This window comes from Sphingomonas sp., from assembly GCF_031372575.1.
Lineage (GTDB): Bacteria > Pseudomonadota > Alphaproteobacteria > Sphingomonadales > Sphingomonadaceae > Sphingomicrobium.
The window spans coordinates 1-11,932 of the sequence record NZ_JANMLM010000101.1; the positions used below are offsets into that span (position 1 = coordinate 1).

13 protein-coding genes are annotated in these 11,932 nt (G+C 63.2%); 4 read left to right on the plus strand and 9 right to left on the minus strand.

The window, feature by feature from the left end:
- Together RMN73_RS10055 and RMN73_RS10060 are read right to left on the minus strand one after the other, a co-directional pair.
- Window positions 1-475 (minus strand): adenosylhomocysteinase (locus RMN73_RS10055; RefSeq protein ID WP_309603191.1); only part of this gene is annotated, 475 nt, incomplete at its 3' end.
- 92 nt (window positions 476-567) lie between these two features.
- Window positions 568-1,140, minus strand: coding sequence for a YqgE/AlgH family protein (locus RMN73_RS10060; RefSeq protein ID WP_309603192.1), 573 nt, complete (start codon window positions 1,138-1,140; stop codon window positions 568-570).
- A gap of 96 nt (window positions 1,141-1,236) precedes the next feature.
- Between RMN73_RS10060 and RMN73_RS10065 the strand changes: the two genes are divergently transcribed.
- On the plus strand, window positions 1,237-1,695 hold the full coding sequence (locus RMN73_RS10065; RefSeq protein WP_309603193.1) for a peroxiredoxin: 459 nt from the start codon (window positions 1,237-1,239) through the stop codon (window positions 1,693-1,695).
- 118 nt (window positions 1,696-1,813) lie between these two features.
- Window positions 1,814-2,293: a hypothetical protein gene (locus RMN73_RS10070; RefSeq protein WP_309603194.1), complete on the plus strand. Its 480-nt coding sequence runs from the start codon at window positions 1,814-1,816 to the stop codon at window positions 2,291-2,293.
- 66 nt (window positions 2,294-2,359) lie between these two features.
- On the opposite strand, the gene RMN73_RS10075 is transcribed toward RMN73_RS10070, so the two are convergent.
- The 4 genes from RMN73_RS10075 to RMN73_RS10090 form a co-directional block, all read right to left on the minus strand.
- A complete protein-coding gene (locus tag RMN73_RS10075) occupies window positions 2,360-4,228 on the minus strand; it encodes a M2 family metallopeptidase (RefSeq protein ID WP_309603195.1) in 1,869 nt (622 codons plus the stop codon).
- A gap of 75 nt (window positions 4,229-4,303) precedes the next feature.
- On the minus strand, window positions 4,304-5,062 hold the full coding sequence (locus tag RMN73_RS10080; protein ID WP_309603196.1) for an alpha/beta fold hydrolase: 759 nt from the start codon (window positions 5,060-5,062) through the stop codon (window positions 4,304-4,306).
- The gene (locus tag RMN73_RS10085) at window positions 5,059-5,490 is read right to left on the minus strand and encodes a GFA family protein (protein WP_309603197.1); all 432 of its coding nucleotides are present in this window, start codon (window positions 5,488-5,490) and stop codon (window positions 5,059-5,061) included. The genes RMN73_RS10080 and RMN73_RS10085 overlap by 4 nt, the downstream gene beginning before the upstream one ends.
- 8 nt (window positions 5,491-5,498) lie before the next feature.
- Window positions 5,499-5,969, minus strand: a complete 471-nt coding sequence (locus tag RMN73_RS10090) for a nuclear transport factor 2 family protein (protein WP_309603198.1) — start codon at window positions 5,967-5,969, stop codon at window positions 5,499-5,501.
- Window positions 5,970-6,039: 70 nt separating this feature from the next.
- Between RMN73_RS10090 and RMN73_RS10095 the strand changes: the two genes are divergently transcribed.
- Window positions 6,040-6,708 (plus strand): Fe2+-dependent dioxygenase, encoded by a 669-nt coding sequence (locus RMN73_RS10095; protein ID WP_309603199.1) that lies wholly within the window; start codon window positions 6,040-6,042, stop codon window positions 6,706-6,708.
- Here the strand turns inward: RMN73_RS10095 and RMN73_RS10100 are convergent.
- Complete coding sequence (locus RMN73_RS10100; RefSeq protein ID WP_309603200.1) at window positions 6,705-7,733, minus strand: aspartate-semialdehyde dehydrogenase; 1,029 nt, start codon at window positions 7,731-7,733, stop codon at window positions 6,705-6,707. The two genes, RMN73_RS10095 and RMN73_RS10100, sit on opposite strands and share 4 nt — an antisense overlap.
- Window positions 7,734-7,787: 54 nt before the next feature.
- Window positions 7,788-10,013: a DPP IV N-terminal domain-containing protein gene (locus RMN73_RS10105; RefSeq protein ID WP_309603201.1), complete on the minus strand. Its 2,226-nt coding sequence runs from the start codon at window positions 10,011-10,013 to the stop codon at window positions 7,788-7,790.
- A gap of 276 nt (window positions 10,014-10,289) precedes the next feature.
- On the opposite strand from RMN73_RS10105, the gene RMN73_RS10110 reads away from it, so the two are divergent.
- The gene (locus RMN73_RS10110) at window positions 10,290-11,390 is read left to right on the plus strand and encodes a patatin-like phospholipase family protein (RefSeq protein WP_309603202.1); all 1,101 of its coding nucleotides are present in this window, start codon (window positions 10,290-10,292) and stop codon (window positions 11,388-11,390) included.
- 67 nt (window positions 11,391-11,457) lie between these two features.
- Here the strand turns inward: RMN73_RS10110 and rplS are convergent, their stop codons facing one another.
- Window positions 11,458-11,850: a 50S ribosomal protein L19 gene (rplS, locus tag RMN73_RS10115; RefSeq protein WP_309603203.1), complete on the minus strand. Its 393-nt coding sequence runs from the start codon at window positions 11,848-11,850 to the stop codon at window positions 11,458-11,460.
- Window positions 11,851-11,932 lie beyond the last annotated feature (82 nt).

The window sequence follows — 11,932 nt, forward strand, 5'->3', positions numbered from 1 at the left end:
GCGCGCCCCACAATGCGAACATGGTGGCATCGCCGCCATCGTCGAGGATGAGGTTGCAGGTCTGGTCGCGGTCGGTTTCGGTCGACCAGTCGAAGATGCGGACGACATAGTCCCAATATTCCTCGAGCGTCTCGCCCTTGATCGCGAACACCGGGACGCCCGTCTGGGCGATGGCGGCGGCGGCATGATCCTGCGTCGAGTAGATGTTACACGACGCCCAGCGGACGGTCGCGCCGAGTGCGGTGAGGGTCTCGATCAGGACGGCAGTCTGAATCGTCATGTGCAGCGAACCGACTATGCGCGCGCCCTTGAGCGGCTGCGACGCGCCGAATTCCTGGCGCAATGCCATCAGGCCCGGCATCTCGGTTTCGGCGATCTCGATTTCCTTGCGGCCGAACGCGGCAAGCGCAATGTCCTTGACGATGTAATCGTTCGCGAGGTTGGCGCGGGTCAAGGTGTCAGCATGGGTGGCCACGGGTGCATTCTCCGAAGGTGAAAGATTGCGCCGCCCCTACCCCCGAGCGCGCTGAAAAGCAAATATAAAGAATTCTTTATATGTTCTTGCGCTCACGCCGCGCCGGTCTCTGTGGCCAACAAGCGCGGGTCGATACCTTCTCCCTTGAAGGCGGTTTCCCAGCGCTCCTCGGGCGGGGTGTCGAACAGCAAGGCGGGGCTGCTGTCGGCAGCGAACCAGCCGTGGCGGGTCATTTCCTGGTCGAGCTGGCCGCCGTCCCACCCGGCATAGCCGAGCGCGATCAGCCAGCGCGACGGACCGCGGCCTTCGGCAATGGCTTTGAGGACGTCGATGGTGCCGGTCATCGCGTAGGCGGCGTTGTTGGTGCCGACGATTCTGACCGTATCCTGCCCGCCCCAATCCTCGCTGTGGAGGACAAAGCCGCGGCCGGGCTCGACCGGGCCGCCGTGGTGGACAACGCAATCAGGCGCGTCGCCAGGGTCGACATCGAGTTGGCGGAGCAAGGCGCGAAAGCGGATCCCGGCGCGGAGCTGGCCGATGCCGATCCCGACCGCGCCATGTTCGTCATGCACTGCCATCGCGATCACCGCATGGTCGAAGCGCGGGTCGGCCATGCCGGGCATCGCAAGCAGCAGCTTGCCGGAAAGGAAACGCGGGACTTCCATTGATCCGACGATGCGACGGCGTGGCGCGACGGGCAAGCCTTCACAGAGTCACACGAGGGAGATAGAGGCCAGTTCATCGAAAAAGGAGATAGAATCATGACAATCAAGGTCGGCGACCGCCTGCCCGATGTGCCACTCGCCATCGCCACTGCTGACGGGCCGATGCCCACCACCACCGGCGAACATTTCAAGGGCAAGAAGATCGCCTTGTTCGCGGTCCCCGGGGCCTACACCCCGACCTGCTCGGCGCGGCATTTGCCGGGCTATGTCGACAAGGCCGGCGACTTCACGTCCAAGGGCGTTGACGAAATCGCCTGCACCTCGGTCAATGATGCGTTCGTGATGGGCGCGTGGAACAAGGCGCAGGGCAGCGAAGACATCGTCATGCTGGCCGATGGCAATGGCGACTTCGCCGAAGCGATCGGACTGACGATGGACGGCAGCAAGTTCGGCATGGGCAAGCGCAGCCAGCGTTACTCGATGGTCGTCAACGATGGCGTGGTCGAACAACTCAATGTCGAGGCGCCGGGCGAATTCTCCGCCTCAAGCGCCTAGACGATGCTCGGCCAGCTGTAACCGGGCCAAGTCGACCAAAAGTTGCGACGGCGGCGGGGACCTAATGCCCCGCCGTTCGTTTCCCTCCCAATCGGTTCAACCCTGTAAGGAGAGTAAAATGGCAACCACCAAAACCACCCGCCGTCCGGCACGCAGCCGCACAACGACGCCGCGTCAGGCGAAGACGACCGCCAATCCCTCGGTTACGGCTCGCGCCGGCAAGGCAATCAAGGCACGCCCGGTCGCAACCGCGGCGATCGCCACCGGTCTGGTGTCGGGCATAGCCGCCGCCGTGGCAGGGTTTTTCGCCTTCAAGAAAAGCGGCAAGAGCTTCTCCGAATTCAGCGGCGACATCGCCGCCAGCGTCAAGGAAACCGCGAGCGAAACCGGCGAGCGGGTCAAAGACGGGCTGACTGACGCCGGGACCAAGGCCAAGGCCAAAGTCGCCAAAATCCGCGACGGGCTGGATGGCGACAAGACCCAGGCGCAGCTCGCCGAGGAAGCGCTCAGCCTGAAGACGACCGGCGAACCCGCAACCACTTTCCCGGTCGATCCAGTGATCGACAGCCAGATCAAGACCGGCGCCGTCAGCTACTAATCGCTGACCTTTAGGTCGCAATCGAGGGGAGCGAGCCGCACTGGCCCGCTCCCCTTTTTTGTCACTCTACCAACCCTGCGTCTTGCCGGCGTTCTGCTTGTCGAGCCACGCTTTCAATGGGGCGAAATATTCGACCATTGCGGTACCCGACATCTGGCGGGTGCCGGTAAACGCCTCGAGGGCGTCGGGCCACGGCTTGGACGCGCCCATTTCGAGCATCGCATTCAGCTTCGCGCCGACATCCTTGTTACCGTAGAAGCTGCAGCGGTGGAGCGGGCCCTTCCACCCGGCCGCGTCGCACGCCGCCTTGTAGAATTGAAACTGCAGGACCCGCGCCAGGAAATAGCGGGTGTAGGGCGTGTTGCCGGGAATGTGGAACTTGGCCCCGGCGTCGAAGCCATCGGCCGAGCGCGCGGTCGGCGGGGTGATGCCCTGATAATCGAGCCGCATCCTGGTCCAGGCATTGTTGTAATCGGCGGGCGCGATGGTTCCGTCGAAGATACCCCAGCGATAGCGGTCGACCAACAAGCCAAACGGCAGGAACGCGACCTTGTCCATCGCCTGGCGGAGCAACAGGCCGATATCCTTGTCTGCGCTCGGCACGCGGCTGCGCGGGAGCATTCCGATCTGGACCAGATATTCGGGCGTGATCGACAGCGCAACCGCATCGCCGATTGCCTCGTGGAAACCGTCATTGGCGCCGTTCAGGTACAGCGTCGGCTGGTTCTTGTAGGCCCGCTGGTAATAATTGTGGCCAAGCTCATGGTGGATGGTGGTGAAATCGTCGCCATTGCGCTTGATGCACATCTTGATCCGGACGTCGTCCTTATTGTCCAGATCCCACGCCGAGGCGTGACATACCACTTCGCGATCCTTGGGCTTGAGGAACATCGAGCGTTCGTAAAACGTCTGCGGCAGCGGAGCGAAGCCAAGGCTCGAGAAGAAGCCCTCCCCGGTCTTGACCATCTTGAGCTCGTCATACTTTTTGGCGGCGAGCAAATCGGTCACGTCGAAGCCGAGATCGCCCGCCCCCTTGGGTGCGACCAACGGATAGATATTGCCCCATTCCTGGGCCCACATATTGCCCAGCAAGTCGGCGCGGATCGGGCCGGTCGCGGGCTGGACGCCCTTACCATATTTCTTGTTGAGCTGGGTCCGGGTGTAGGTGTGGAGCGCCATGTAGAGCGGCTTGACTTCCTGCCACAGTCGCTCGGTCTCGGCCGCGAAGGCCTCGGGCGGCATGTCATAGCCCGAGCGCCACATCGCGCCGGTGTCGGCAAAGCCCAATTCCTTCGACCCGGCGTTGGCGATTCCAACCATGCGCGCATAATCATTCTTCATCGGCGCGCCGACATTGTCGTGCCAGCTGGTCCACATTTCGGCCAGCTCGCGCGGCGTCCGCTTGATGTTGCCCATCTCGGCTTCAATGTCCGATCCGTTGATCGGCTTGCCATTCAGCGTGCCCTTGCCCTTGCCATAATCGGACTGCAGCTTGGTCGCGATATTGTTGAGCTCGGTCGCTGCGCCCGGCTTGGTCGGCGCGGGCAGGACGATGCCGTTGCGGAGGATGTCGAGCTTGCGCTTGGTGTCGTAGCTCAAACCCTCGATCTGCGCATATTTCGCTGCCTCGATCGCATATTTGACGGTTTTTTCGGTGCCGATCGCATTGATCTTGGCCGCGGCAGCATCGGTCGCGTCGGTGATGTTGGTGGCATTGTCCCAATTCACGAGGCTCGATTGGACCGAATAATCGAACAGATCCTTTTCCGCCGCAGCGATGAATGCGTCGGCTTGAGCAACGGTCAGCGCGGGCGCGGCGGGCGGCGCTTCGGGTGCGGCGATGACCGACGTTTCGGCGACCATAACGTCAGTGGTTGTGGCGCAACCGGCAAGCGCCAGCGCGAGCATCGAAACGGTGGAAGCTAGCATCTTCATCGGTGGGGGATCCTCATCCTTGGTCTGTTTTTGTTGTTCGCGTGGGCGGCGGATGCGCGTTCAACGCCCCGATCGTCAAGACGCTCCGAGAAATGCCGCAATCGCCTGACCGAACTCGGGTTTGGTCACGCTCGACATGTGGGTGCCGGGGATCGGTGCGTAGGTTGCATTGGGAAGCGCATCGGCCAGCTTCGGCGCGCTGCCATTGTCCTCATCCTCGGTCCCGCACATCACGAGCGTCGACATGGTGAATGCGGCGAGCCAGTCGGGATACGCATCGGTAAAGGTCGGGAGCAATAGCTTGGCAGCGTCGAGATCGACCTTCATCGTCTTCATGAATTGAATGGCGAGCCAGTGCGGATCACCCCGGCTCGAGGTTTCGACATTGGCGATTGCGTCGAGGAAAAAATGCTTGCGCCGAAGCCAGCCGGTCAGCCCTTCCAACCCCATCCCGGCCAGCACGACGCGGCGCGGGGTGAGCCCCTCCCCGACCGCCTGAACAACGGTGCGCGAGCCGAGCGAAAAGCCGCCGAGGTCGTAATCGGCAAGCTCGAGATGCGCGATCAGCTCGGTCAGGTCGCGGCCGAGGATTCCGTCGGAATAAAGCGCTGGATCGTGCGGCTTGCCGCTCAGGCCATGCGCGCGAAGATCAGGCATGACCACGCGAAAGCCGACCTCGACAAGTCGCTCGGCAGCTCCGAATTTGATCCAGTTGGTCACGCCGTCGGAGAATAGGCCATGGAGGAGCACCACCGCGCGGCCCTGCCCCACTTCGCGCCAAACCAATTCAACCCCATCGGAGGCGGTCCAATGGTGGATGGAGGGGTCAGTCAACGCGGCTCCTCACCCGCCGCGCGCCAGCGTTCGACGAGCTTCTGATATCCGTCCGAGCGGGTGCGCGGCAGTCCGGACGTGTCGAGCCATGCTTCGTGGATGCTCTCCGCGCCGAAGTGGCTGGTCGGCCGGAAGTATGGCGGGTTGTCGAACGCGGCGACGGTGAGGTCCATCCTGTCGGTGTCCGTCGTGTAGCGGAAGCCGAGCGACGTGCCGCATTTGGCGCAATAGGGGCGCTGCGCAATAGCCGAGCTTTCATACCAGTCGGGCTCGTGGCTCCAGCGGACGTCGGCCTGGTCGATCCCAACCATTGCCAGGCTGACACTGCCGCTGGCGCGCTGGCACATCCGGCAATGGCACAGATACGCCTCGTCGCTGTCGATCGCCGCTTCAAACCGGATCCGCCCGCACGCGCAGCCACCGGTCATCTTGTCGGTCAAAGCTGGCCGCTCGGGGTGGGCGGCATCGAGACATGCTCGCTGATGATTTTCCACTTGCCGTCCTTCTGGCGCTGGAAGACGTCGATAAAGCGGGCGCTGACGGTGGGGCGGGCGGCGCCGGCTTCGACCGTGAACCGCTCGATGCCCGAGCTGACGAAGGCGTCGGGGCCGATCAACTGGATATGACGCCCGGCGACCTGGTAATCGGCGGGTTTCATGCTGACGAAATTCTTCGCCCAGCCCGCCTGAACCTTGCGGTCGGTGCTGGGATCGGCGGTCGAGGCATCGATCATCACGGCATTGTCGGCATATTGATCCATGATCTTGCCGAGATCGCCGGTGGTGAAGGTGGCTTCCGCAGCGCTCGCGATCTGCTCGGCTTGCGCCTCGGTCACCGGGGGCCGGGCGGCGGGTTGCTGGCAGGCGGCGAGCGCCGGCAGCATCGCGGCGATGATTGAGTAGCGCATTGGACTAACCTCCCTCTGTTGCCGGCCACATTAGTCGCTTAAGCTGGCAACCGCCAAGGCCGCACGGGGCATGAATATGTACCGACTGTTCGAGTTGCTCAACGCCGATCAAGTCGCACGGTTGCGCGCGCTTGCGCACGGCGCGGCGTGGGTCGACGGACGGATCAGCAACCCGACCAACACCGGCAAGAGGAATGAGCAGATCAAGGACGGGGCGGCGCGCGAGGAAAGCGGCACGATCATCGCCAAGGCGCTTGGCGCGAACCCGACGTTCAATGATTTCGCGCTTCCGGTCGCGGTCGCGCTGCCGCTGCTGAGCCGATATTCGCCGGGGATGGGCTATGCATTGCACGGCGACAATGCGTATCTTCCGCTCGGCAAGGTGACGATCCGCAACGATCTGGCGTGCACCATCTTCCTCGCCGATCCGGCGAGCTATGACGGGGGTGCCCTGGTGATCCATTCGGGCGATGTGCGCGCGTCATTCAAGCTGCCCGCGGGCCATGCCATCCTTTATCCCGCCAACACCCCACATGAGGTCGAGGCGGTGACCCGCGGTGAGCGGCTGGCGGCGTTCACTTTCATCCAGAGCCGGATCGCCGACCCGGCGCATCGCGCTTCGGTGTCCGAGCTGGGGATCATCGCGCGCGACGAACGCGAGCATGTCAGCCCGGCGGTTCATGCCCGGTTGCTGGTGGTACAGCAGAATTTGCTGCGCGAATGGGGTGACGCGCCCTAGGCTGCTTTCTGCAAATGCCGCCTGCCGAGCAACTCGGCGATCTGCACCGCGTTCAAAGCCGCGCCCTTGCGGAGGTTGTCGCTGACAACCCAGATCGACAGGCCATTATCGACCGTCGGGTCCTCACGCACGCGGCTGACATAAGTGGCATATTCGCCGACGCATTCGACCGGGGTGACGTAGCCGCCATCCTCGCGCTTATCGACCAGCATGATGCCAGGCGATTCACGCAGGATGCGCTGCGCATCGGCGGCCGAAATCTCATCTTCGAACTCGATATTGATCGCCTCGCTATGCCCGACGAACACCGGGACGCGGACGCAGGTCGCGCTGACCTTGATCTTGGCGCCGAGGATCTTCTTGGTCTCGACCACCATCTTCCATTCCTCCTTGGTCGAGCCGTCGTCGAGGAAGTCGTCGATGTGAGGGATGACGTTGAACGCGATCTGCTTGGTGAATTTGACCGGCGAATTTGAATCGCCGACGAAGATGTTGCGGCTTTGCTCGAACAGTTCGTCCATCCCCGCTTTGCCCGCGCCCGACACCGACTGGTAGGTGGCGACGACGACTCGCTTGATGGTCGCGGCGTCGTGCAGCGGCTTCAGGGCAACAACCATCTGCGCGGTCGAGCAATTTGGGTTGGCGATGATGTTCTTGGCGCGATATCCGTCGATCGCCTCGGGATTGACCTCGGGCACGATCAGCGGGACGTCGGGGTCCATCCGATAGAGCGAACTGTTGTCGATCACCGTGCAACCAGCGGCGGCGGCGATCGGGGCATAGACTTTGGAGACGGCCGAGCCGGCGGCGAACAGGGCCAAATCCCAGCCGTCGAAATCGAAATGCTCGATATTGCGGACCTTCAATTCCTTGCCGCTGTCGCCAAGGTCGATCATCTGGCCGGTCGAGCGGCCGCTGGCGACCGCCGCAATCTCGTCATACGGGAATTGCCGTTCGACCAAGATGTTGAGGATCTCCCGACCGACATTGCCGGTGGCGCCGACGACGACGACCCGATAGCCCATTTTCAATTCCTTATGCGCGGTGTCGGGGCGAAGTGGGACTGCGCCCCCGCAATGTCAACGCACCCCGTCGCCAATCCCGCGCCGCTTGAGGAAATCGAGGATCGTGGTCCACAAATGGACCGAGATGTTGGTGCCGGTGATGCCATGCCCCTTGCCGGGATAGACCATCATTTCAAACGGGACTTTCTCTTCCTGTAGCTTGGCCATCAGCTCGGTCGAATTCTGGAACAGGACATTGTCGTCGGACATGCCGTGATACAGCAATAACGGGTCCTTGATCCGCTTGCTGTCGCCAAGCGCATCGGCCTTGTCGTAAGCGGCGCGAAGAGCGTTCGGGTCACCCATATAATGTTCGGTATAATGGGTGTCGTAAAGGTCCCAGCGGGTCACCGGGGCGCCGGCGATCCCGGCGGCATAGGCACCCGGTGCGGCCTGGAGCAATTTGAGCACCATATAGCCGCCATAGCTGTGGCCATAGATTGCGACCTTCGACCCATCGGCAAACGGCTGCTGCTTGAGCCACGCGAGTGCGGCGAGCTGGTCGGCGACCTCGACCCCGCCAAGCGCGCGATAGACGGGCTTCTGGAACGCGGTGCCGCGCCCTTCCTGCCCGCGATTACCGACCTGGAACAACGCCCAGCCTTGCTGAACGAGATATTGGTGCAGGGGCGAGACGAAGCCGGTCTGGACATCATGCGCCTGCGGGCCGCCATAGACGGTGACCAGAACCGGTGCGCGCTGACCGGGAGCGAGGCGCGGCAGGACAAGGCGATAATCGAGCTGGGTCTTGCCGTCGGCGGCGGTGAGGTGGCCGAATTGCGGCTTGGCGTCAGTGGCGATGAACGAGGCATAGGGGTGGTTGCCCGCGACCTTATTTTCTTCGATCCACGCCAGCCGCTCGCCCTTGCCATTGGCGAGCCACACTTGCAACGGCTGGCCGGGCGCGGTGGTCGAGATGAGCGCGAGCCTGCCGGTCTTGTCCATCGTCACGGCGTTGTTGGTGCCGGGCTTGGTCAGCAGCTTGGGCACGGTGCCGCGCTGGCGATAGTCGAGTACGTACAGGTGACGCTCGATCGTGCTGTCCTTGAACGCGGTGAAATACAGCCGACCAGCGGACTCATCGACCCCGTCGACCCCATCGACCACCCACGCGCCGCGAGTCAGCGGGGCGATCTTGCCCTTCGCCCAGCGATACAGCTGGCGAAACCCCGATCGTTCGGACGAAAACAGGATCGAGCCGTCCTTGAGCGGCTTGAGATCGTTGGTCAAATTGATCCACATGTCGGACGTGTCGCTGAACAGCAATGTCGAGGTGCCGCTGCGGGCGTCGATGTGCAGCACGTCGAGCCTTTTCTGATCGCGGCTCTGGCGCTGGACGATCAGCCCGCTGGCATCGGGCAGCCAGTCGACCCGCGCCAGATAGACGTCGGGATCGGGGCCGAGGTCGGCCTTGACCTGGCCACTGCCGTCGGGGTTCATCAGATACAGGTCGACCAGCGAATTGGCGGTCCCGGCGCGCGGGTAGCGTTGTTCGAAGGTGGTCGTCTTGTCAGCCCCGATCGCGGCGCGGGTCGCGACCTCGACCTTGCTGTCGTCGACCCGCGCGACCGCGATGCGGCTGTCGTCGGGTGCCCACCAATGGCCTTTGGTGCGGCCGAGCTCCTCCTGCGCGATGAATTCGGCTAGACCCCAGCTGACGGTGTCCGACGCGCCGCTGGTCAGCTTTCGCTCGGCACTGGTGGCAAGGTCGAGCGTGTAAAGCTCATTGTCGCGCACGAACGAGACATAGCGGCTTTTCTCGCTGGCGGTGGCGTCGAGCTCCGAGCCCTTGGTGGTGGTCAATCGTTTCACATTGCCGGCGAGGTCAGCGAGATAGATGTCGCCGTCGAGCGGGACGACGATGCTGTTGCCGTCGGGGGCCCAGTCATAGCTGACAATTCCGGTCAGATTGGCGATTCGGGCGCGCTCGCGCTGCATCCGCTCGGCCTCGCTGAGCACCCCGCCAGCGGCGAATTTCTTGCTGTCGACCAGCATCCGCGCGCTGCCGGTGGCGGGATCAATCGCCCACAGATCATAGCGCTCGAGATCGTCGGGACGATTGCGAAGCAAGGTAACGAGCTTGCCGTCGGGCGACAATTTGACGGCTCGGGGGACGGCACCGGTCAGCGCCGGGCTGGCGAACACCCGCTCAAGCGTCAGCTTTTGCGGGGCCAGGGCTTGGGCGCTGACGGGGACAGTCACCAGAGCGGAGGCGGCGAGCAAGATGAGTTTTATCGGCATCGAGCAAGACTAGCGAGCATGCGCAGGCCGTCCACCGAAAAGCGCGCCAGCCATTCGGCGGGCACCAAGCCATTGTCGAACCCGAGAATCCGGGCATAAGTCCATCCAGGGCCGATCAGGAATCTTAACCCGGGGAAGATGGCGATGGGACGCGGTATCGTAAGTCTGTTGGTCGTCATTGCCGCCCTGGTTTCGTCCGCTTGTTCGCGCGATCAGCCGCTTGAAACAGCCTGTCCGCGATTATCCGAATTCACCTTCCCCAATCCTGCGCAGCCGATGACCGCGGCGCGGCCGATGGGCGAGCTGACCAATATGATGGCCGGGGCGTTTGCGGAACAAGCGCCTGCCCCGCCTGGTGGAGGACGACCCACCCCTGGCGCAGCGCCGGCTCCAGAAACGCTTTATTCCGACGCACTTATCCTGTCGGGCGGCGGCCAGTGGGGAGCCTATGGCGCGGGCGTGATCAAAGGCTGGTCGGCGCGCGGTCGGTTGCCGGCACGGATCACCACCGGGATCAGCACCGGCGCGCTACAGGCGACCTTCGCTTATCTCGGCCCCCGCTTTGACGACGGCCTGATCGAGGCTTATTCAATCCGCGACGAAGGCGAACTGGTTGATCGACACAATGGCCTGTTCATTCTCGCCAATGGATCGATGGCCGACACGGCGCCGCTGAAGGCATTTATCCAGAGGCGAATAGAGCCCCTGGTCGACGAAGTTGCGGCCGAGCATGACCGCAGTGGACGCGCGCTGGTGGTCGGCGCGGTCGACGCCTTGAGCGGGGATTTCAAGGCGTTCGATCTTGGCGCTATTGCATCCCAACTGACCGGCACCGAGCGGCGCGATTGTTACACGGCGGCGTTACTCGCATCGTCAGCGGTGCCGGTGGTGTTCCGGCAAGTCACGATCAACGGGCGGCCATGGCTCGACGGGGGCGTGCGACACTCGTTCCTGCTTCCCGAAACGGTGCGCGAGATCATCGAAGCGCGGGCGATGGCGGCCGGTGCCAACCGGATGATCAACACCGACGGGCGAATCTATGCCTTGCGCAACGGCACGGTCGCCCCCGAGATGATCAAGCAATTGCCCGCCGAGCTGCTGCCGACCTTGTGGCGACTGCGGACGATCATCTTCAATCAGGTCGATCAGGATTCGCTCGACCTCGCCGCGGTTTACGCCGACCGCGCGGGGCTGAGCCTGTACACCACGACCGCCGACGGCTGGGATCGAGCGCCCCGGATTCCGGCCTGTCGCGGACAGGATCCAGCGGTCAAAGGAATGATCTTCGATCCCCGCTTTATGGCTTGCCTGACTGCATTCGGATCGTCGCAATGGAGCAATGGGCACGATCCGTGGCAGAAATATAAAGCGCCCTGATCGACTGCCAACGAAAAAGGGCGGGAGCCGAAGTGCCCGCCCTTTAACTTGATCGCACCAGATAGGCTTAGCCTTCTTTCTTGTCGCCCTTGAGCGGACGCGGATCGCGACGTTCGGCGATACGTGCCGATTTGCCGCGGCGACCGCGCAGATAATAAAGCTTGGCGCGGCGAACGGCGCCACGGCGCACGACTTCGATCGAATCGACGGCCGGCGAGTAAAGCGGGAACACGCGCTCGACACCTTCGCCGAAGCTGATCTTGCGGACGGTGAAGTTGGAGCCGATGCCCTTATTCGACCGCGCGATGCACACGCCTTCGAAATTCTGGACGCGGGCGCGGTCGCCTTCGACGACCTTGACGCCGACCCTGAGCGTATCGCCGGGGCGGAAATCGGGGACCGCACGGATGTCGGTCAGTGCCTCGATCGCTTCGCGCTCGAGAGTCTGGATGAGATTCATTGCCTTAAGACCTTAATCTTCAGTCTGCGCACCAGAGGGCGGTTCCTCCCGGGCGCCACCATGGCGCTCGATCAGGTCCGGC

Bases quoted from the DNA above. Each gene is read 5' to 3' on its own strand.
- RMN73_RS10060 (WP_309603192.1), bottom strand. From the start codon at position 1,140: ATGGAAGTCCCGCGTTTCCTTTCCGGCAAGCTGCTGCTTGCGATGCCC.
- RMN73_RS10065 (WP_309603193.1), top strand. From the start codon at position 1,237: ATGACAATCAAGGTCGGCGACCGCCTGCCCGATGTGCCACTCGCCATC.
- RMN73_RS10070 (WP_309603194.1), top strand. From the start codon at position 1,814: ATGGCAACCACCAAAACCACCCGCCGTCCGGCACGCAGCCGCACAACG.
- RMN73_RS10075 (WP_309603195.1), bottom strand. From the start codon at position 4,228: ATGAAGATGCTAGCTTCCACCGTTTCGATGCTCGCGCTGGCGCTTGCC.
- RMN73_RS10085 (WP_309603197.1), bottom strand. From the start codon at position 5,490: ATGACCGGTGGCTGCGCGTGCGGGCGGATCCGGTTTGAAGCGGCGATC.
- RMN73_RS10090 (WP_309603198.1), bottom strand. From the start codon at position 5,969: ATGCGCTACTCAATCATCGCCGCGATGCTGCCGGCGCTCGCCGCCTGC.
- RMN73_RS10095 (WP_309603199.1), top strand. From the start codon at position 6,040: ATGAATATGTACCGACTGTTCGAGTTGCTCAACGCCGATCAAGTCGCA.
- RMN73_RS10100 (WP_309603200.1), bottom strand. From the start codon at position 7,733: ATGGGCTATCGGGTCGTCGTCGTCGGCGCCACCGGCAATGTCGGTCGG.
- RMN73_RS10105 (WP_309603201.1), bottom strand. From the start codon at position 10,013: ATGCCGATAAAACTCATCTTGCTCGCCGCCTCCGCTCTGGTGACTGTC.
- RMN73_RS10110 (WP_309603202.1), top strand. From the start codon at position 10,290: ATGACCGCGGCGCGGCCGATGGGCGAGCTGACCAATATGATGGCCGGG.
- rplS (WP_309603203.1), bottom strand. From the start codon at position 11,850: ATGAATCTCATCCAGACTCTCGAGCGCGAAGCGATCGAGGCACTGACC.